The 19,885-nt window shown below is 68.7% G+C and carries 19 protein-coding genes; 13 read left to right on the forward strand and 6 right to left on the reverse strand.

The window, feature by feature from the left end:
• Window positions 1-96 precede the first annotated feature (96 nt).
• Together SAZ01S_RS15405 and SAZ01S_RS15410 are read left to right on the forward strand one after the other, a co-directional pair.
• Window positions 97-1,413, forward strand: coding sequence for a bifunctional folylpolyglutamate synthase/dihydrofolate synthase (locus SAZ01S_RS15405; protein ID WP_084583165.1), 1,317 nt, complete (start codon window positions 97-99; stop codon window positions 1,411-1,413).
• Window positions 1,414-1,489: 76 nt separating this feature from the next.
• Window positions 1,490-1,921, forward strand: coding sequence for a DUF6628 family protein (locus SAZ01S_RS15410; protein ID WP_084583166.1), 432 nt, complete (start codon window positions 1,490-1,492; stop codon window positions 1,919-1,921).
• 89 nt (window positions 1,922-2,010) lie between these two features.
• On the opposite strand, the gene SAZ01S_RS15415 is transcribed toward SAZ01S_RS15410, so the two are convergent.
• Both SAZ01S_RS15415 and SAZ01S_RS15420 read right to left on the reverse strand, forming a co-directional pair.
• On the reverse strand, window positions 2,011-2,760 hold the full coding sequence (locus SAZ01S_RS15415) for a tetratricopeptide repeat protein (RefSeq protein WP_084583167.1): 750 nt from the start codon (window positions 2,758-2,760) through the stop codon (window positions 2,011-2,013).
• Window positions 2,761-2,766: 6 nt separating this feature from the next.
• On the reverse strand, window positions 2,767-4,095 hold the full coding sequence (locus SAZ01S_RS15420) for an AmpG family muropeptide MFS transporter (protein WP_245824921.1): 1,329 nt from the start codon (window positions 4,093-4,095) through the stop codon (window positions 2,767-2,769).
• A gap of 460 nt (window positions 4,096-4,555) precedes the next feature.
• On the opposite strand from SAZ01S_RS15420, the gene SAZ01S_RS15425 reads away from it, so the two are divergent.
• Together SAZ01S_RS15425 and SAZ01S_RS24595 are read left to right on the forward strand one after the other, a co-directional pair.
• The gene (locus SAZ01S_RS15425; protein WP_084583168.1) at window positions 4,556-5,749 is read left to right on the forward strand and encodes an aromatic ring-hydroxylating oxygenase subunit alpha; all 1,194 of its coding nucleotides are present in this window, start codon (window positions 4,556-4,558) and stop codon (window positions 5,747-5,749) included.
• 27 nt (window positions 5,750-5,776) lie between these two features.
• Window positions 5,777-5,908, forward strand: coding sequence for a hypothetical protein (locus SAZ01S_RS24595; protein ID WP_281252163.1), 132 nt, complete (start codon window positions 5,777-5,779; stop codon window positions 5,906-5,908).
• 34 nt (window positions 5,909-5,942) lie between these two features.
• On the opposite strand, the gene SAZ01S_RS15430 is transcribed toward SAZ01S_RS24595, so the two are convergent.
• Window positions 5,943-6,374, reverse strand: coding sequence for a response regulator (locus tag SAZ01S_RS15430; protein WP_084583169.1), 432 nt, complete (start codon window positions 6,372-6,374; stop codon window positions 5,943-5,945).
• Window positions 6,375-6,483: 109 nt separating this feature from the next.
• On the opposite strand from SAZ01S_RS15430, the gene SAZ01S_RS15435 reads away from it, so the two are divergent.
• Window positions 6,484-7,908, forward strand: a complete 1,425-nt coding sequence (locus SAZ01S_RS15435; protein ID WP_084583170.1) for a pseudouridine synthase — start codon at window positions 6,484-6,486, stop codon at window positions 7,906-7,908.
• The gene (rsmD, locus tag SAZ01S_RS15440) at window positions 7,908-8,447 is read left to right on the forward strand and encodes a 16S rRNA (guanine(966)-N(2))-methyltransferase RsmD (RefSeq protein WP_084583171.1); all 540 of its coding nucleotides are present in this window, start codon (window positions 7,908-7,910) and stop codon (window positions 8,445-8,447) included. Before SAZ01S_RS15435 ends, rsmD begins: the two co-directional genes overlap by 1 nt.
• Window positions 8,448-8,451: 4 nt before the next feature.
• Here the strand turns inward: rsmD and SAZ01S_RS15445 are convergent, their stop codons facing one another.
• Window positions 8,452-9,714 carry an MFS transporter gene (locus SAZ01S_RS15445; protein ID WP_084583172.1) on the reverse strand — a complete coding sequence of 421 codons (1,263 nt, stop codon included), beginning with the start codon at window positions 9,712-9,714 and terminating at the stop codon, window positions 8,452-8,454.
• Between the two features lie 126 nt (window positions 9,715-9,840).
• Between SAZ01S_RS15445 and SAZ01S_RS24080 the strand changes: the two genes are divergently transcribed.
• Window positions 9,841-10,014 (forward strand): hypothetical protein, encoded by a 174-nt coding sequence (locus SAZ01S_RS24080; RefSeq protein ID WP_167693183.1) that lies wholly within the window; start codon window positions 9,841-9,843, stop codon window positions 10,012-10,014.
• A gap of 44 nt (window positions 10,015-10,058) precedes the next feature.
• Here SAZ01S_RS24080 and SAZ01S_RS15450 read toward each other — a convergent pair whose 3' ends face one another.
• Window positions 10,059-11,702, reverse strand: coding sequence for an inorganic phosphate transporter (locus SAZ01S_RS15450; protein WP_084583173.1), 1,644 nt, complete (start codon window positions 11,700-11,702; stop codon window positions 10,059-10,061).
• 434 nt (window positions 11,703-12,136) lie between these two features.
• Here SAZ01S_RS15450 and SAZ01S_RS15455 point away from each other — a divergent pair, with 434 nt between their 5' ends.
• Window positions 12,137-14,446: an ATP-dependent helicase gene (locus SAZ01S_RS15455; RefSeq protein ID WP_084583174.1), complete on the forward strand. Its 2,310-nt coding sequence runs from the start codon at window positions 12,137-12,139 to the stop codon at window positions 14,444-14,446.
• 9 nt (window positions 14,447-14,455) lie between these two features.
• On the opposite strand, the gene SAZ01S_RS15460 is transcribed toward SAZ01S_RS15455, so the two are convergent.
• Window positions 14,456-14,779 carry a WYL domain-containing protein gene (locus SAZ01S_RS15460; RefSeq protein WP_245824919.1) on the reverse strand — a complete coding sequence of 108 codons (324 nt, stop codon included), beginning with the start codon at window positions 14,777-14,779 and terminating at the stop codon, window positions 14,456-14,458.
• A gap of 195 nt (window positions 14,780-14,974) precedes the next feature.
• On the opposite strand from SAZ01S_RS15460, the gene SAZ01S_RS15465 reads away from it, so the two are divergent.
• The 5 genes from SAZ01S_RS15465 (at window position 14,975) to cysK (ending at window position 19,850) form a co-directional block, all read left to right on the forward strand.
• Window positions 14,975-15,499 (forward strand): glycine zipper 2TM domain-containing protein, encoded by a 525-nt coding sequence (locus SAZ01S_RS15465; RefSeq protein ID WP_084583176.1) that lies wholly within the window; start codon window positions 14,975-14,977, stop codon window positions 15,497-15,499.
• 232 nt (window positions 15,500-15,731) lie between these two features.
• A complete protein-coding gene (locus tag SAZ01S_RS15470) occupies window positions 15,732-15,926 on the forward strand; it encodes an HP1242/YdcH family protein (protein ID WP_439951231.1) in 195 nt (64 codons plus the stop codon).
• Window positions 15,927-16,151: 225 nt separating this feature from the next.
• Window positions 16,152-17,546 carry an MFS transporter gene (locus SAZ01S_RS15475; RefSeq protein WP_084583178.1) on the forward strand — a complete coding sequence of 465 codons (1,395 nt, stop codon included), beginning with the start codon at window positions 16,152-16,154 and terminating at the stop codon, window positions 17,544-17,546.
• Window positions 17,547-17,610: 64 nt separating this feature from the next.
• Window positions 17,611-18,933 (forward strand): MFS transporter, encoded by a 1,323-nt coding sequence (locus tag SAZ01S_RS15480; RefSeq protein ID WP_084583179.1) that lies wholly within the window; start codon window positions 17,611-17,613, stop codon window positions 18,931-18,933.
• Window positions 18,930-19,850: a cysteine synthase A gene (gene cysK / locus SAZ01S_RS15485; protein ID WP_084583180.1), complete on the forward strand. Its 921-nt coding sequence runs from the start codon at window positions 18,930-18,932 to the stop codon at window positions 19,848-19,850. The genes SAZ01S_RS15480 and cysK overlap by 4 nt, the downstream gene beginning before the upstream one ends.
• Window positions 19,851-19,885: the final 35 nt, after the last annotated feature.

The following is a 19,885-nucleotide window of genomic DNA, read 5'->3' on the forward strand; positions in this document are numbered from 1 at the left end:
GGGGGGGGGGGGGGGGGGGGGGGCTGACCGCAGCGTCGCCCCACTTCTTCCACGTCGGTCCCTCCCCTAGCCCCTCCCGCAAGCGGGAGGGGAACGGTGGCTGACTTCGCCCGCTCCACCTCCCCCGCCGTGCAGGCCCAGCTCGACCGGCTGACCCTGCTCTCCCCCGGCGCCGATATCCTCGGCCTGGACCGCATCACCCGGCTGCTGGAGCGCGTCGGCAACCCGCATCTCCGCTTGCCGCCGGTGCTCCATGTCGCCGGCACCAACGGCAAGGGCTCCACCTGCGCCTTCCTCCGCGCCGCACTCGAAGCCGCGGGCTTGCGCGCCCATGTCTATTCCAGCCCGCATCTCGTCCGCTTCAACGAGCGCATCCGGCTCGCCGGCACGCTGATCGACGACGCCACGCTCGCCCCGCTGCTCGCCGAGGTGCTCGATGCCGGCGGTGATATCGGCGCGAGCTTCTTCGAAGTCACCACCGCCGCCGCCTTCCTCGCTTTCGCGCGCACGCCGGCCGATGCCTGCGTGATCGAAGTCGGCCTCGGCGGGCGACTCGACGCCACCAACGTCGTCCCCGCGCCGATCGCCACCGGCATCGCCCAGCTCGGCATCGACCATCAGGCATTCCTCGGCGACACCCTGCCGCAAATCGCCCGCGAAAAAGCCGGGATCGCCAAGCCCGGCATTCCGATGGTGACGATGCGCTACGAACCCGACATCGCCACCGTGGTCGCCGCCGCCGGCGCCCCGGTCTTCGCGCAAGGCGCGGCCTGGGACTATGCGGTGGCGGGCACCCGGCTCTGCTACCGCGACGCGCGGGGTGTGGTGGAGACCCCGCTTCCTGCCCTCTCCGGTCCGCATCAGCCCGGAAACCTTGCCCTCGCGATTGCGATGCTCCGGCACCAGACCATGCTCGCTATTCCGGACACCGCACTCGCAGCCGCCGCAACCGGCGCGCGCTGGCCCGCGCGGATGCAGCGGCTTGGCGCGGGGCCGCTCACCGCCCTGCTGCCCCCGGGAACCGCCACATGGCTGGACGGCGGGCACAATGCAGCGGCTGGTGCAGCCATCGCGGAAACCGTGGCGAGCGTCGCTGCCGATCGGCCGTGCCACCTCGTGCTCGGCATGCTCGCCAACAAGGACCCCGAGGGACTGCTGGCAGACCTGGCGCCACGGATCGCCAGCGCCGTCACCGTGCCCATTCCGGGCCACGCGCATCATGCCCCCGACGATCTCGCCGCCCGAATCCATGCCCTCGGCGTGCGCGAGGTTTCGACCGCCGCGGACGTACCCGCCGCCCTCCGGGCACTCTCCGCACGGACCGGCGACGCCGCGCCCGCCACCGTGCTGATCCTCGGCTCGCTCTATCTCGCCGGCGTCGTACTGGAGGCGAACGGGGAATTACCCGACTGATCGCAATCCGCGCTTATTGCGATTGACTATTAATAACAGAACGGCATGATCCTTCCGAGCCCATCGGGAGAATCACATGCAGCCGTCCGTCCAGACTCTCGTCACCGCCCTGCCCCAGCTCCAGCCCGAGGATCCGGGCGTGCGGCTGCTGCTGTTCGGCGTCCGCCAGACCGGCGCCAATGGGCTGCACGATGCGAGCACCGCGCACGCCTTCCTGGTCGCGTTCGGCAAGGCCTTCCGCCGCCCGCTCCTGCTGCTGCGCACGTTGATGCACGAGATGTCGGGCATGGCGACGGGCCCGGTGCAAATCGCCCCCTGGTGCTGCCCGCGCATGACCGCGTCGGAAGCCGCGCTGGTCGATGCGCTGGCCAAGGTCCGCGCCAATCCGGAGGCCTCGGCACTGTTGCTCGCCGACCTGATCGGCGTGCGCGACGCGACCGGCCTGCTCCCCACCGCGCACGCGCTGGCGCAGAGCTTCGCCGATCTCGCGCTGCCGCTGGAGGCCTAGAGCATTTTCAAGTTGACCGTTTACGGTCAACGGCTCGGAAAATGCGGCAACAAAGAACTTAGAGCGTCTTCGCCTAAGGTGAAAACGCTCTAGCTGCGCCGCAGTTCGGCCAGGGTCGTGCTGGCCCAGCGATACATGTCGGCTTCGGCCGCGCGTTGCTGGCGATCCAGCCGTTTCATCCGCGTCGCCACTTCCTCCAGCACCACACGCGCGCGCTCGCGCTCGCCCTGCGCCAGCAAGAGCGCGGCATAGCGGCAGCGCGCTTCCTCGCCGGGCAGGCGCGTCGCCAGATCGGCATAGAGCGTCAGCGCCGGGCCGTTGCGGCCGAGATGCTCGTAGAGCTTGGCCCGCAGCAGCTGTTGCCGGTCGCGGTCGCTCTGGACGATCGGCTCGGGCAGCCCGTCGAGCAGCTCCAGCGCCGCTTCGGACTCGCCGGTCTCGTAGAGCGCGGCGGCCAGCTTCGCCTCGGTGGAAGGGTCGCCGGCACCGTGGAGCAGCGCCAAGGCGCGGCGATAGGCAGGCACCGCCTCGGCCGCGCGACCCAGCGCGATCAGCGCATCGGCGACGCGCAGCTGGTTGGCGGCAGTATCGGCCAAGTCGGCCGCCTCGCGCGCCGCGCGCAGTTCGCGTTCCGGGTCGATCGCCGCCACCGCCCGCGAGCGTACGGTCCGTACGTGCCGGTTGGTGCCGAGCCCCGGCAGGATCTCTACGATGAAATAGGCGATGGCGCTCACCATCGGCAGGAAGATCAGCGCCGCCAGCCACAGCGGATTGCGGCCATGCCGCATCAAATGGACGATGCAGAAAATCTGCACCCCGATCAGCACCAGATAGGGCACGCTCGTCTATTCCCCCTCGCTCACCCCCGCGCTGCCGATCGAGCGATCGACCAGGCCGCTGCGCATCATCCACCAATATAGCACCACGCCCGGCAAGGCGATGATGGTGGTGAAGATGTAGAAGTCGACATAGCCCATCGCCTTGATCAGGCTGCCTGCCGTGGTGCCGGTGATGAACCGGCCGACGATGCTCGCGCCCGCCGAGATCAGCGCATATTGCGCGGCGGTGAAGCGCAGGTCGGTCAGTGCCGAGAAATAGGCGATCACCACCACGCCGCCGATGCCACTGGAGATGTTCTCGAAGCCGATCGCGCCGGCCATGCCCAGGTTCGAGTGGCCGGCCAGCGCCAGCACCGCGAAGCTGAGGTTGGAGACCGCCATCAGGATCAGACTGACCATCACCGATCGCTTCATGCCCATCCGCGCATACATCACGCCGCCCAGGAAGATGCCCAGCATATAGGCCAGGAAGCCCAGCGACACGTCGTAGAAGGCGATCTCGTCGTTCGAGAAACCGAGATCGTTGAACAGCAACCGGAAGGTAAGGTTGGCCAGCGTGTCGCCGATCTTGTGGACCAGGATGAAGGCGAGCACGATCCACGCGCCTTCGCGGGCGAAGAACTGGACGAACGGCCCCCAGATGCCGCGCGCGACCGTGGCGATGCTGCGGCGCTCGGCGGGCGGGCGGTGCCGCTCCGGCTCGCCGACGATCAGGCCGGTGAGGATCGCGGGCAGCGCGAACACCGCGCAGGCCACATAGCCCGCCGTCCAGCCCGCCTGCCCCGCCACCACCAGCGCGATCGCCCCGGCCGCGACCGAGCCGATCCGCCAACCATATTGCGACATGCCCGATCCATAGCCGAGCTCGTGCGGCTGCAGCACCTCGATCCGGTAGCCGTCGATGACGATGTCATAGGTGGCCCCCGCCGCGCCCATCAGCACCGCGGCGGTGACGGTCGGCCAAATGTTCGCCGGATCGGGCACGACCAGCGCGAGGTTCACCGTGGCGGCTACCACCAGCACACCCGCGACGATCAGCCACGAGACGCGCTGCCCCAGCCGCCCGAGCAGCGGGATCGGCACGCTGTCGACGATCCACGCCCAGAGGAACTTGAAGTTGTAGACCAGGATGGCGAGCGTGAACGCGGTGACGGTCGACTTGTCGATGCCGGTCTGCGCCAGCCGCGTGGTCAGCGTCGCGCCGATCATCGCGAAGGGGAAGCCGGAGGAGACGCCGAGCGCGAACGAGGCCAGCGGCCCCCGGGCGAAATAGGGCCGCACGCCTTCGGGCAGGTCGGCGCGCCAGTCCGCCGGCGCGGCGGTGTGGCCGAGCAGAACCGCCACGACCAGCGCGGCAAGCGCGGCACCTGCGCCCCAGTCGAGCGACAGCGCCGCGCTGCCCAGCGACTTGGGCGGCGAGAACAAGGTGAACAGCAGCGCGAGCGCCAGCACCACCGCACCCACCAGACTGCCGCCGACAAGCAGGCTCGCCCCGCCCCGCCGCCGCCAGGCGATGCTCAGCACCAGCGTCGCGCCGAGCGCGAGGAGGCCGAGCAGGAAGGTCATCGATGGCGCGAGCTTGGCGACGCCGTCGCTCCAGCCCGCCGCGAAGCCATAGCCCGGCACCGCCATGCCACCCACCCGCGCCCAGGGCACCGCGAGCAGCAGGAGCCCGGCGGCAAGGGCCGCTTGGGCGAGGACATAGACGGCATTGGCGCGGCCCTGCGCCGCGATGGGGGCTTGTTGGTTCGGCATGGAGGGGCGAAACTAGCCGAAAATTCGGGAGAGGATAGCCATGAACGCACCGACGCAGGGCCAGCGCGCACTGGCGGCCATGCTGGCGCAGGGCGGCGACGCCGGTACCGGGCCGGTCACCCATGTCGACGCGAGCGTCTACACCAGCCCGGAGCGCTTCGCCGCCGAGCGTTCGCGGATCTTCGATCGGGCGCCGCTGGTCCTCGCCCCCTCCGCGCTGCTGCCCGACGCGGGGATGGCGGTGCCGCACGACGGTTTCGGCAAACCCCTGCTGATCACCCGCGACCGGCAGGGAACGGCGCATGTCTTCCTCAATGTGTGCCGGCATCGCGGCACGCGGCTGGTGGAAGGCTGCGACGCCATCCATGCGCCCCGCCTGGTCTGCCCCTACCACGCCTGGAGCTATGCGCTGGATGGCAGCCTGGCCGGCATTCCGCGTCCCGAGGCGTTTCCCGGCCTCGACAAGACGGACTTCGGCTTGCGCCGGCTACCGACCCACGAGGCCGGCGGGCTGATCTGGTTCGCCTTCGACGAGGCCGCCGACTTCGCGCATGCCGACACGCTGGCGCGCGACTTCGCCGCGTTCGATCTTGCCGGCCAGCATTGCTTCCGCCGCCGCACCCACCGCGTCGCTGCCAACTGGAAGCTGGTGATGGACGCGTTCCTCGAGAGCTATCACATCCAGCGCCTCCACGCCGACAGCATCGCGCCCTTCTTCCAGGATGGCGTTTCTGCCGCCGACCGGATCGGCCCACACCAGCGCTCCGCCGTCGGGCGCGCCGCCAGCATCGCCGAGCTCGAGTCGGACGCCTGGCCGGTGCTCCGCGGCGCGATCACCTATACCTACCAGATGTTCCCCGGCGCGGTGCTGGCGGTGAGCCCCGACTATATCAACCTGATGGTGCTGATGCCGCGCGCGGTGGACGAAGTGCTGGTCGAGGACTTCATGCTGATCCCCGAACCACCCGCCACCGACAAGGCGCGCGACCATTGGGAGCGCAGCTGGCAGTTGCTCGACGGCGGCGTGTTCGCCGCGGAGGATTTCCGCGCCTGTGCGCTCGCGCAGCAGGGGCTGGCCGCTGGCGGACTGGCCCATGTCACCCTGGGCAGGCTCGAACAGGGCATCCGCGTTTTCCACGATGCAGTCGATGCGTGGCTTTCGTGCGACGATGCTCGGCAAGTTGGTGCGACTCACCCCTGCGGGCAGGCTCCCGTTCAGGAAGGGGTGCTATAACACCGGTGTAGAGAAAAGGAGTTCGCCATGCCCCGTACCCGCACCCGCGCCATTGCCGCTCGCAAGCCGGTGTCCCCCTCGGAAACGGTCGCGCGGCTGGCGGTGCTCGCCTCGGTCTTTGCCTGGGCCGGTGTGGTCGTCACCCTGTTCGTGCACTGATCCGGGTTCGTCGACCCAGCCTGCCGTTCGGCGCTCAGCCTCCCAGGAAGAGGCTGAAGCTGGCCGGCAGCCGGCGCGGCGCCTTGCCGCCTTCGAGTACCGCTTCGATCGCGTCGATCGCCAGCACGAGGTCCCGCTGCGCATAGGGCTTGGCCAGGCACCCGGCGGCCAGCGCCCGCGCATCGGCCGGGCAGGCACCGGTGACGAACAGCACCGGCACGCCGCGCGCGAACGCGGTCCGCGCGACTTCGACGCCGCTGCCATCGGCCAGGTTGATGTCGGCGAGTACCAGATCCAGTGCCTCGCCCGCATCGACGATCCGAGTCGCGTCGACCACCGAATCGACCGTGGCGACGATGGTGAACCCCGACTCGCGCAGAAAATGTTCGGTGTCGAACGCCACCAGCGGCTCGTCCTCGACGACGAGCAGATGTTCGATCCGACGCTTCTTCCTACCGAACAACATCCTGATTGGGCCCCCGAATCAACCGCTTGGCAAAGCCCGTAACGCGCGAGTCACGAACCGGCACCGCATAAATTTTTGCCAGCGACGGCATTATCGCTATAGCGCTGCGGTGTCTGACTCCAAGCCTATCAAAACCACGGGTACGCCGCAGCGTATCGCCAAGCTCCTCGCGCGTGCCGGCATCGCCTCGCGGCGCGAGATCGAGCGGATGATCGCCGAAGGGCGGATCGCGCTCAACGGCGCCACGCTCGATACCCCCGCCACCATCCTGACCTCGCTGCACGGCGTCACCGTCGACGGCAAGCCCGTCGCGGCGGCCGCGCCCGCGCGGCTGTTCCGCTACCACAAGGCCGCCGGGCTGCTCACCGCCGAGCGCGACTTTACCGGGCGCCCGACCATCTACGATCGCATGCCCGAAGGCCTGCCGCGGGTGATGCCGGTCGGCCGGCTCGATCTCAACACCGAGGGGCTGCTGCTGCTCACCACCGACGGCGAGTTGAAGCGCGAGATGGAATTGCCCGCCGTCGGCGTCGAGCGCACCTATCGCGCCCGCGCCTATGGCCAGGTCAGCCAGGAGCAGCTCGAGGACCTGATGCTCGGCATCGAGATCGAGGGCGTGCGCTACGGCCCGATCAACGCCAATATCGAGCGACGGACCGGCGCCAATCTCTGGATCGAGATGACGCTGACCGAGGGCAAGAACCGCGAAGTTCGGCGCGTGCTGGAGTTTCTGGGGCTGCAGGTCAGCCGCCTGATCCGCACCCGCTACGGTCCCTTTTACCTGAACGACCTGCCCGCGGGGGACGTCGACGAGATCCGCCAGGCCGATCTGATCACCTTTCGCACCGTGCTCGGCAAGCCCGGCGGCGGCAAGGCGGCATCGAACCTGCAGTTCGCCACCCGCCAGCGCGCGATCGAGCCGGTCGAGAAACCCGCCAAGGTCGAGCCCGAGGGCCGCCGCCGGATCGCCAAGCCGGCACCGGTGGCCAAGGCCCCGGTGTTCACCGCCCGCGCCACCCCCAAGGCCAAGCCGAAGGACGGCGAGGAACGGCCGCGCACCGGCGGACGGCTCGGCGTCCGCGACGGCAGCGAGGGCGGGATCGCCAAGCCTGCGCGCGCCGCCCGTGCCAAGTCCTTCCGCGACACCCGCGAGCCGCGCGCCGGCGATCTGGTCGATCGGCCGCGCGGCCGCCGCGATGCCCGCGGCGAACAAGGTACCGAGCGCACGCGCGCGCCGCGGGACGGCGAGCGGAACTGGTCGCGCGGCGGCGAGGCCGGTGAGCGTAGCGATCGGAGTCGCAACGCAGGCCCGTCGCAGTTCGGCGGCTCGGATGGCGAACGGCCGCGGGGGCCCCGTGCGGCTCGCCCCGGCAGCGACTCGACCGAGCGCAGCCGCACCCCGCGCCCCTCGCGCTTCGGGGGTGATGAGGGCGAGCGGCCGCGCGGCCCGCGCCCCCCGCGCCCGGGCAATAGCGGCGGCAATCGTCCGCAGCGACCCGGCGGCCCCGGCCGTCCGCCGCGGGGGCGCGGCTGATGCGGATCATCGCTGGAGACTGGCGCGGCCGTCCGCTCGCCGCGCCCAAGGGCGACACCACCCGCCCCACCGCCGATCGGACGCGCGAGGCGCTGTTCTCGATGCTCGCATCGCGGCTCGGCAGCTTCGACGAGCTCGCGGTGGGTGATTTCTTCGCCGGATCGGGCGCGCTCGGGCTCGAAGCGCTGTCGCGCGGCGCCGCCTCCTGCCTGTTCGTCGAGCAGGATCGGGCGGCGCTCGATGCGCTCAAGGCCAATATCGCCAAGCTCGGTGCCAAGGGCACCGATGTCCGCCCGGGTTCGGTGATGGCGCTGGGCCCCGCGCGCGCGCCACTCGACCTGATCCTGATGGACCCGCCCTATGGCACCGGCGCCGGCATCGTCGCGCTCGACAAGCTGGCAAGGCTCGGCTGGACGGGTCCCGGCACCTGGATCAGCATCGAGACCGGCAAGACCGAGGATGTCGAGCTTGCCGGCTTCGTCGTCGATGCCGACCGCGTCTATGGCAAGGCGAAGCTGACCCTGCTCCGCCCCGCCTGAACGATCAGCGCCGCCGGGTCAGCACCAACCCGATCAGACTGAGCCCGGCGGCCCCTGCCAGATACCAGCCGACCATGCCGATCCCGCCGCGCTCGACCAGGGTCTGCGCGATCAGGGGGGTGAGTCCGCCGCCGAGGATGCCGCCCAGGTTGAAGGTCACCGACACGCCGGTGTAGCGCACCTGCGCCGGGAACAGGCTCGGCAGCCAGCCGCCGAGCGGCCCGTAGACGAAGCCCATCACGAACAGCCCGGCGGCGAGCCAGACGAACACCGCGAGTAGCGATCCCGGCACCAGCAGCGCCGGCATTGCGAGCCCCAGCGGCACCATCGCGATGCAGCCGAGCGCCAGCACCAGCGTCGCGCCGCGCTTGTCCGCCAGCCAGCCGGCGACGCCGATGCCCAGCGCCATGAACAGGATCGCGGCCAGCTCGGCACCCAGGAACGCCGCGCGCGGATAGCCGAGCGCCTTGGTGCCGAAGCCGATCGCGAACAGCGTCGCGACATAGAAGAGCGCGAAGCAGGCGACCGTCCCCAGCGTACCCGCCAGCGTCGCCCCCAGATGGTCGCGCAGCAGCACGCCCAGCGGCACCTGGGGCGGCGGGGCATGCTCGGCGGCTTCGACAAAGGCCGGCGTCTCGGCGATGCGCAGGCGCACCCACAACCCCAGACCGACCAGCGCGGCGCTGGCGAGGAACGGCAGGCGCCAGCCCCAGTCGCGAAACGCCGCATCGTCGAGGAACGCGCCCAGGAGCAGGAACAGGCCGTTGGCGGCGATGAAGCCCACCGGCGCGCCGAGCGGCGGGAAGCTGCCATAGCGATAGGCCCAGCCCCTGGGGGCATATTCCACCGCGAGCAGGCTCGCCCCGCCCCATTCGCCGCCCAGGCCCAGGCCCTGGCCGAACCGCAACAGGCAGAGCAGCAGCGGCGCGCCCCAGCCGATCATCGCATAGCCGGGCAGGCAGCCGATCAGCACGGTCGACAGCCCCATCAGCATCAGCGAGGCGACCAGCGTTGACTTGCGCCCGAGCCGGTCGCCGAAATGGCCGAACACCAGCCCGCCCAGCGGTCGCGCGAAAAAGGCGACGCTGAAGCTCGCATAGGCGGCGACCTGCTGCAGCCACGGCGCCTGGGCCGGGAAGAATAGCGGGCCGAACACCAGCGCGGTTGCGGTTGCGTAGATGTAGAAATCGTAGAACTCGACCGACGTCCCCACCAGGCTCGCAAACAGGATGCGGCGGTGGGAGGCGGGCGTGGCGGCATGGGCCATGTGCGATCCTCCGGCCGCCTCCCTCGGGCCAGTTATCGCGCGGGTCAAGCCGCGTTCAGCGGGGCGACAGTTTCGGCACGGTATCGAACCCCCGTACTCGCAGCACCGGAAGTAGGGAGTCGGGATATGCGCGAATCGCCCATCAAGCGTCTGGTCTACGCGGCCTTTTTCAGCCTGCTCGCGGGCGTGCTGGTCGCCGCCTACAATCCTGTCGATCATGTGAAGGCCGATCTGCGCGCCGATGCCAGCGGCGTGCCCGCCAGCATGCACCGCGTCATCGACGATCTGCTGCACGGCTGAAACGAAAAGGGCGGGACCTGCGTCCCGCCCTCTTGATCCGTGGATCAGCGCAGCCCGAAGAGGTGGATGCCGGTGAGCATCAGCCAGTAGAGCCCGCCGGATAGCAGCATCGCCGCCGGCAGCGTCATCAGCCAGGCCAGTGCCATGTTGCGGATCGTCCGCGCCTGGAGCCCGGCTCCGCTGCCGACCGAGGCACCCGCCACGCCCGACGACAGGATGTGCGTCGTCGAAACCGGCACGCCGAGATGATCGGCGCCCATGATCGTCGCCGCGGCGACGATCTCGGCGGCGGCGCCCATGCCATAGGTCATGTGCTGCTTGCCGATCTTCTCGCCGACGGTGACGACGATCCGCTTCCAGCCGATCATCGTGCCGAGACCCAGCGCGAGCGCGACCACGATCTTCACCCACAGCGGAATGAAGCGCGTGCCGCTCTCCAGGCTGTCCTGATAGGCCTTCAGCGCCTTCAGCTCTTCCGGCTTGAAACCGTCCGGCTTCTTGGTCGCGAGCTTGCTGGTATCCAGCACGAGGTACATGTCGTTGCGAACGTTCGAGCTCGCACGCGCCGGCACCTTGCTCAGCGAACCATAGCTGGCCACCTGCTCGGTCAGCGAGTTCGACAGCGCCTCGAGTGCGGCATAGACCTTCGCTCCCTCGGCCTTGCGGTGCTGCAGGGCATCGGTGAGGGTCATGCGCGCCTCGGCCGGCGTCAGCGTCGCGGCCCCGCTGCGGGCGTCGAACACGGCCGTGGCCGCGTGCGAGGTCTGGACGAACGCTGCGGTGGCGCTCGCCGGCAGCGTGCGGTTGAGCGCATAGGCGGTGGGGGCGCAGCCGATCAGGATCAGCATGATCAGCCCCATGCCCTTCTGGCCGTCATTCGATCCGTGGAAGAACGAGACCGCGGTGCAGGTGCCGATCAGCAGCGCGCGGATGCCGTGCGGCGGCGGCGCATTGCCTTCCGGTGCCCGGAACAGCGTCTTCCGCTTGGCGAACACCATCCGCATCACCAGGATGAGCAGCAGCGCGCAGGCAAAGCCCATCAGCGGGCTCCAGAACAGCGCCGAGAATACCTTGGTCGCCTGGCCCCAGTCGACGCCGGCAGTGCCGCCCCGCGACCCGCTGAGGATCAGCTGGTTGGCGAAGCCGACGCCGAGCACCGAGCCGATCAGCGCATGGCTGGAGGAATTGGGCAGGCCGACATACCAGGTCGCCAGGTTCCAGAGTACCGCGGCGAGCAGCAAGGCGAAGATCATCGCAAAGCCGGCCGACGAGCCGACGTTGAGGATCAGGTCCACCGGCAGCAGCGTGACGATCGCATAGGCGACCGCGCCGCTCGACGTCATCACGCCCAGGAAATTGAAGAAGCCGGACCATACCACCGCCAGCTGGGCCGGCATCGAGTTGGTGTAGATCACCGTCGCCACGGCATTGGCGGTATCGTGGAAGCCGTTGACGAATTCGAAGCCCAGCGCGATCACCAGCGCCAGCCCGAGGAACGCGAACACGCCGAGCGCGAGCTGTTCCCCTGCCTCCCGCGTATCCACGAAGATGCTCCACCCGGCAAAGGCCAGCCCGCCCACCAGGATGGCGACGAACAGCAGCTTGGCTATCGGGTGGGTTTTATCGTTGAATCGGGGACTTCGCGGCAAATCTGCCGACGGAGCCTGGTCCATTGCGAGCGTCGCCATGATGTTAGAGCCTTTGGGGTTGGCTGATGACAGGTTGATGACAAACGGCGGTACGCATTGTACTCAACGCACACATTCGGTGTGCGTGATCCGCACGACCTTGCCGCTCGCATCCCGCTCCTCGTGCCGGCCTGCGGTACAGACGGGGCCGCGCACGGGCGCCGAACGCCACGCCACCACCGCTGCGACGATCGCGAGCGTGAGCACGACCGCAAGGCGTACCTTCAGGCGGCGAGAGGGGTTCGGACTTGTCATGGATTAGTCTCGGCAGCCCCATAGGCGCAGGCCGCCGCCGACGCAATCGACATCGCGCGCCTTTGCGGTGGAATTCCAATCCCAAAACGGGTGGAGCTGCATCGAGCGCTCGCCTCCGCGCAGCAAATGCGTGCGCCAGATGCTTGCGGGCACGCGCGTCGTTCCCTAGTTGTTCGCGGATGTCGCTTGCCCCTTCTTCCCAGGACGCCCCCTATCTGCAGGGCCTGAACACGCCCCAGCGCGAAGCCGTGCTGACCACCGAGGGACCGGTACTGGTGCTGGCCGGCGCAGGCACGGGAAAGACCGCGGCGCTCACCGCGCGCCTGGCGCATCTGCTGTGGACGCGAAAGGCCTATCCATCGGAAATCCTGGCGGTCACCTTCACCAACAAGGCGGCACGCGAGATGCGCGAACGAGTCGGCCGGCTGGTCGGCGAAGCGGTGGAAGGCATGCCTTGGCTCGGCACCTTCCACGCGATCGGCGCCAAGATGCTCCGCCGCCATGCCGAATTGGTCGGGCTGGAGAGCAACTTCACCATTCTCGACACCGACGACCAGCTGCGGCTGCTCAAGCAACTGATCGTCGCCAACGATCTCGACGAGAAGCGCTGGCCGGCGCGCCAACTGGCCGGGCTGATCGACGGCTGGAAGAATCGCGGGCTGATCCCCGCCGATCTCGATGCCGGCGAGTCCGAGCACTATGCCAATGGCCGCGGCCAGTCGCTCTATGCGCAGTACCAGGAGCGGCTGCGCCTCCTCAACGCCTGCGACTTTGGCGACCTTCTCCTGCACATGCTGACGATTCTGAAGAATCATCGTGAAGTGCTGGAGCAGTACCAGAAGCGCTTCCGCTACATCATGGTCGACGAATATCAGGATACCAACGCAGTCCAGTATCTCTGGCTGCGGCTGCTCGCGCAGGAGCGCAAGAACCTCTGCTGCGTCGGCGACGACGACCAGTCGATCTACAGCTGGCGCGGCGCCCAGGTGGAAAATATCCTGAAGTTCGAGAAGGACTTCCCCGGTGCTGTTGTGATCAAGTTGGAGCAGAACTACCGCTCCACCCCGCATATCCTCGGCGCCGCTTCGGGCGTGATCGCCAACAATGGCGGACGGCTCGGCAAGACTTTGTGGACCGAGGTCGATGTCGGCGAGAAGGTGAAGGTGCTCGGCGTGTGGGACGGGCCCGAGGAAGCCCGCCGAGTCGGCGAGGAGATCGAAGGGCTGCAGCGCGGCGGCCTCAGTCTCGACGCCACCGCGATCCTCGTCCGCGCCCAGCACCAGACCCGCGAGTTCGAAGACCGGTTCATCGCGATCGGCCTGCCCTATCGCATCATCGGCGGCTTCCGCTTCTACGAGCGTCAGGAAATCCGCGACGCGCTCGCCTATCTGCGCGTCGTCGCGCAGCCGGCGGACGACCTTGCCTTCGAGCGGATCGTCAACGTCCCCAAGCGCGGGCTGGGCGACAAGGCGCTCGCCAAGGTCCACCAGTTCGCCCGCGCGCAGGGGCTGCCGCTGACCACCGCGGCGGCGCGCATCCTCGATACCGACGAACTGACCCCGCAGGCGCGCCGCTCGCTCGGCAATCTGATCGGCGACATGGCGCGCTGGCGGAGCATGGGCGACGATCTCCAGCATCCCGACCTCGCCCGCATCATCCTTGACGAAAGCGGCTATACCGCGATGTGGCAGGCCGATCGCACCGCCGAGGCAGCAGGCCGGCTGGAGAATCTCAACGAACTCGTCCGCGCGATGGAGGAGTATGAGAGCCTTTCGGCCTTTCTCGAGCATGTCAGCCTGGTGATGGACAACGAGGCCTCGGCCGAGGAGCCCAAGGTCACGATCATGACGATCCACGCCGCCAAGGGGCTGGAGTTCGACACCGTGTTCCTCGCCGGCTGGGAGGAAGGCATCTTCCCCTCGCAGCGCGCGCTCGACGAGGGCGGGCTCGCCAGCCTGGAGGAGGAGCGCCGGCTCGCCTATGTCGCGATCACGCGGGCGCGGCGGCGGGCGATCATCCTCCACGCCGCCAACCGCCGGATCTACGGGCAATGGACGTCGAGCCTGCCGAGCCGCTTCGTCGGCGAGCTGCCGCCCGAGCATGTCGAGTCGGAGAGCACGATGACCGGGGGCGAGAGCCTGTGGCGGGCGAACTGGAGCGAGCGAAGCGATCCCTTCGCCGATGTGTCGCGCGGCGCCGGCCGGGGCCCGGGCTGGCAGCGCGCGGCGGGGGTCGATCCGAAGAACCCGGGCGGCGGCTTCACCACGCGCACCTTCACCCGCGACCAGCCGCGCGTGCTGGAAAGCCGCGCCTCGGCGGTGAGTTTCGGCGCCAAGCCGCGCGGCGACCTCGCGCTCGGCATGCGCGTGTTCCACCAAAAGTTCGGCTATGGCACGATCGCCGAAATCGAAGGCAACAAGCTTGAGATCGACTTTGAACAAGCCGGCCGAAAGCGTGTGATGGACAGCTTTATCAGCCTGCCCGACTGAAGCTGGGGCTCAGGCCGCCGGCTCGACCTGCATCAGCGTCGTGCCGGCATATTTCTCCAGTTCGGGATCGAACATCTCGCCGATCTCGAACGGCCGGTCGAGCACCGAGACTTCCTTGAGACCGTCGACCTTGAAGGTGGCGATCTTCGGCTCGCGGGGCAGCATGCCCTCGCGCGAGATGATCTGCGCGTCGGTGTAGAGCGAGTCGTTGCGCGTGTAGAGGATGTACGGCGCCACGATCATCCGCGTGCGGTTATAGGTCACCTGCAGGCAGCGCAGGCGCACGATGCCCTCCAGCACGAAGGGCGTATTGTTCACGGGTGCTTCAGTCACGGCAGCGCTAACGTTCATGGGACAAATATGATACCAATGCTGCAGGGCAGCAAGCGCAAAGCGCATATACCATGGGACACTCCCCTCCCAGCATTGTTTCGCCCATAGCTTCGTTCAGCCGCGCTTCACGCGCAAGACTGGATGAGAGCCCCGTTCCCGGCCAATGCGCCGGCCGGGTGAATAAAGGAGACGAGCATGAAGCATGTCCTGGCCCTAGTCGCACTGGCGACCGCCGGCCTTTCGGTCGCCGCGCCGGCATCGGCGCAGCAATATGGCTCGCCGGACCAGGAGCGCGCCCGCTTCGAGGCGGCACGCGACCGGTTCGACCATGAATATCGCCTGTTCCAGCAGGCGTCCGAGCGCTACGCCAACTACAGCGACTGGCTGGCGCACGCCCCGCCCCCGCCGCCGCGCATCGACGCACGGGATGAGGGCGATTGGGAGCCGTCGCGCTATTACCGCCCGGGCAGCAGCGAGCGCGTGCTGAGCGCCGACGACCGCGTCTATCGCGGCGAGGACGGCCGCTATTACTGCAAGCGCCCGGACGGCACGACCGGCCTGATCGTCGGCGCGGCAGCGGGCGGCCTGTTCGGCAACGCCATCTCCAGCCGCCATTCGAGCACGGTCGGCACGCTGCTCGGCGCGATCGCCGGCGGCGCGATCGGCAACTCGATCGACCGCAACAACCAGATGAACAACCAGGACGTGCGCTGCCGCTAAGGCGCGCTCGGGGCTTCGCACGCTTCGTCGCGGAGCCCCTTGTCCTTCGAAGACGCACCCCTATGTTGAACCTGCGGGACCGGGCCCCTCTGGCGGCGGCTTCACCAGAAGCCCCGTGATGTCGGACCGCATCGAGCGTGCTCGGTGCAGGATCGGCGGTGTGCCCCCCCCTCGCACCTCCAGCCTCATCGGGCCGCTCGATCGATGTACCCATCGATTTGGAGCCATGACGATGACGATTGTTGAACGCCTGATCGCCACCCACCGGATGCTCGAGCACGAGATCCGCCGCGAATTGCGCCGCCGCATGCCGGATGCGTTTCGCCTGGCGCAGCTCAAGAAGCACAAGCTGGCCGTGAAGGACCGGCTGCACCTGCATCTCCCGGCATCCGCGGCGCAGCTGGCGCTCGTTCCCAGCCGCCGCTGATCGCCTGTACGGGGGCCGGCGGCGCACGCCTGCCCCCTTTCCGGCTCAATGCCAGAAGATCAGCAGCAGGATGATGATGGGAAGCGGAATTCCCAGCAACCACAACAATATACCCTTACCCATGGCGTCCTCCCATCAGTGTTCGTTTCGCAACGAACTAAACCATGGGTTGCCCCGGTAGTTCCGGGCTGGGAACCGAGCGCGCGCTGATGCACTAAGGCCGCGATGCAAACCGACGGCCTTCCCATGCCCCGCCGCCTCACCGCTATCGCCGCCGTTTCCTTCGGCACGGCGCTGGTGGTGATCGATGGCGCCATCGCCACCGTGGCGCTGCCCACCATCGCGCACGATCTCCACGTCGATTCGTCCGCCGCGGTCGCGGTGGTGACGGTCTATCAGCTGGTGCTGGTGATGCTGCTCCTGCCCTTTTCGGGGCTGGGCAACCGCATCGGGCTCAAGCGGCTGTATCAATGGGGCCAGATCGTCTTCACCGTCGCGACGGTGCTGTGCTTCTTCGCCAAGAGCCTGCCCTTCCTGCTGATCGTCCGCGCGGCGCAGGCGGCGGGCGCGGCGGCAGCGCTCAGCGTCTCCTCGGCGCTGGTCCGGCAGATCTACCCCGCCAAGCAGCTCGGGCGCGGTCTCGGCGTCAATTCGGTGGTGGTGTCGGTATCGTCGGCGATCGCCCCGACGCTGGGCGGGCTGGTGCTGGCGATCGGCCCCTGGCCCTGGGTGTTCGCCTCCGCGGTGCCGTTCGCGGTTGCGAGCCTGTTGCTCGGCCGCTCGCTGCCCGACCTGCCGCGCTCCAAGGCGCCGTTCGACGTGCTCGGCGCGGTGCTCTGCGCGGCGATGTTCGGGCTGGTGATCGGCGGACTGGAGAGCGCGGTGCATGGCGACAGCCCGGTGGTCTCGGCCGCGGTGGTACTTGCCGGCATCGCGGTCGGCGTGATCTTCGTCCGCCGCGAACAGGGCGAGGCCGAGCCGATCCTGCCGGTCGACCTGCTCGCCCGCCCGGTGCTGGCGCTGTCCACCATGGGGGCCTTCACCGCCTTCGTCGCGACGATGGCGCTGTTGCTCTCGCTGCCGTTCCGGCTCCAGCACGGCTATGGCTTCGCCCCGTCCGAGGTGGGCGCGGCGATCGCCCCCTGGCCCCTGACCACGATGTTCGTCGCGCCCCTCGCCGGCACGCTTTCCGATCGCTATCCGGCCGGTGCGCTGGGCGGAATCGGCATGGGCGTAGCGATCGCCGGGCTGGTCGCGCTCGCCTTCCTGCCGCACGACCCGAGCTATTTCGACATTGCCTGGCGGATGTCGCTGACCGGCGCGGGGTTCGGCATGTTCCTCTCGCCCAATGCGCGGCTGATCATCGGCTCGGCGCCGGTCGAGCGCGCGGCGGCGGCGGGCGGGCTGATCTCGACCACGCGGATGGTCGGCCAGACCACCGGCGCGACGCTGGTCGCGGCCCTGCTGGCGATGGGGGTCGGCGCGGGCATGACCCCGGCGCTGGTCGCCGCCGGGCTCGCGCTGATCGCCGGCATCTGCAGCCTTGCGCGGCTGCGCCCGTCGGTGCGCAACCCGGCCAAGACCGAGACCGACCAGGCCCAGCCCGCGCAGGTGGGATAAAGCTTTAGCGCCCCCAACCATCGAAGCATTGCGTGGGCCGCCGCTGCACGCCAAGAGCGGCACCATGGCCCAACATCCCTTCGCCATCGGCAATTTCCGCTCCTATTTCGTCGCCCGCCTCGCCGCCACCCTGGGGCAGATGGCAATGGTGATCGTGATCGGCTGGCAGGTCTACGACATCGCCCGCCGCTCGATGAGCATCAAGGAAGCGGCGTTCCAGCTCGGCATGATCGGGGTAGCGCAGTTCCTGCCGCTCCTCTTCCTTTCGCTGTTCGCCGGCTGGGTGGCGGACCGGATCGACCGGCGCTGGATCGCGCGCGCCGCAGTGGCGCTGGAAGCCGCCTGCGCGCTGGCACTCGCGTGGCTCACTTGGCGGCATACCGTCACCCTGCCCGCCCTGTTCGGCATCGCCGCACTGCTCGGCGTTGCCCGCGCGTTCGTGAGCCCTGCCCTGGGCGCGCTCGCGCCGAACCTGGTGCCCAAGGGCATCCTGCCGACCGCAATCGCGCTCAGCTCGCTGGCCTGGCAGACCGGCACCGTGATCGGCCCGGCGATGGGCGGCTATCTTTACGCCGCCGCCTCGTGGCTGGCCTATGCCGTCTCGGGCGGGCTGTTCCTCGTCTCGCTGCTGATGCTGTTCCTGATCGGCCCGGTGCCGGTGGCCAATCGCAAGTTCACCGGCAGCCCTTGGTCGCAGATGGTCGACGGCCTCCATTATGTCCGCCGCAACCGGCTGGTGCTCGGCGCAATCTCGCTCGACCTGTTCGCCGTGCTGCTCGGCGGCGCGACGGCGATGCTGCCGGTCTATGCCCGCGACATCCTCCAGGTCGGATCGGAGGGGCTCGGGCACCTTCGCGCCGCGCCTGCGTTGGGTGCGGTAGTGACGGCCCTGTTCTTCTCCTGGCGCCCGCTCAAGACCAATGTGGGCGTGAAGATGCTGGTCGCGGTCGCCTTGTTCGGCCTGGCGACGGTGGTGTTCGGCGCCGCCGCGCCGCTGCTGGTGCCGGTGCTCGGCCCCAAGGCGGTCGGCACCGACCTGTCGCCTGCCGTGCTGATCTCGCTCGCCGCGCTGTTCGTGCTGGGCGCGGCCGACATGGTGTCCGTGTACGTCCGCCAGTCGCTGATCCAGCTCTACACGCCGGACGAGATGCGGGGCCGGGTCGGTGCGGTCTCCACCCTGTTCATTTCCGGCTCGAACGAGTTGGGCGAAGCCGAAAGCGGCTTCCTTGCCGCGCTGATCGGCCCGGTCGCCGCGGTGATCGGCGGCGGCATCGGCGCGGTGCTTGTCACGCTGCTGTGGTCGAAGCTATTCCCTGAGCTCAAGCGGGCTCGAACCTTCGATCCTCCGGCCACCCTCGAAGTTCCTCCCAAGGAGATGACGACATGAAGGCCAACACGATCCTCGAGACGATCGGCAACACGCCGCACGTCCGCATCAACAAGCTGTTCCCCGGCGCCGAGGTGTGGATCAAGTCGGAGCGCGCCAATCCGGGCGGCTCGATCAAGGACCGCATCGCACTGGCGATGGTCGAGGCGGCCGAGAAGGACGGCAGCCTCCAGCCCGGCGGCACGATCGTAGAACCCACCAGCGGCAATACCGGCGTCGGCCTGGCGATGGTCGCGGCGGTGAAGGGCTACAAGCTGATCCTAGTGATGCCGGAGAGCATGTCGCTCGAGCGCCGCCGGCTGATGCTGGCCTATGGTGCGACTTTCGACCTCACCCCGCGCGAGAAGGGCATGAAAGGCGCGATCGAGCGCGCGCTGGAAATCGTCGAGAACACCCCCGGCGCATGGATGCCGCAGCAGTTCGAAAACGCTGCGAACGTCGATGTGCATGTGCGCACCACTGCACAGGAAATCCTGAACGACTTCCGCGATACGCCGATCGACGTGATCATTACCGGCGTCGGCACCGGCGGCCACATCACCGGCGTTGCCGAGGCGCTCAAGAAGGAATGGCCGAACCTCAAGGTCTTTGCGGTCGAGCCGGAATTGTCGCCGGTCATCTCGGGCGGCCAGCCGGGCCCGCACCCGATCCAGGGAATCGGCGCGGGCTTCGTGCCGAAGAACCTGCATACCGACGCGATCGACGGGGTGATCAAGGTCGATGCCGCTGTTGCCAAGGACATGGCGCGCCGCTCGGCCGCCGAAGAGGGCATGCTGGTCGGCATCTCCTCAGGCGGCACGCTCGCCGCGATCCTGCAGAAGCTGCCCGACCTGCCCGACGGCGTCCGTGTGCTCGGCTTCAACTACGACACCGGCGAGCGCTACCTGAGCGTGCCGGACTTCCTGCCCGAGAGTTGATCGGAGGCGCGCGCTATGCCCCCAACCGTCATCCC

This window comes from Sphingomonas azotifigens NBRC 15497, assembly GCF_002091475.1.
Lineage (GTDB): Bacteria > Pseudomonadota > Alphaproteobacteria > Sphingomonadales > Sphingomonadaceae > Sphingomonas > Sphingomonas azotifigens.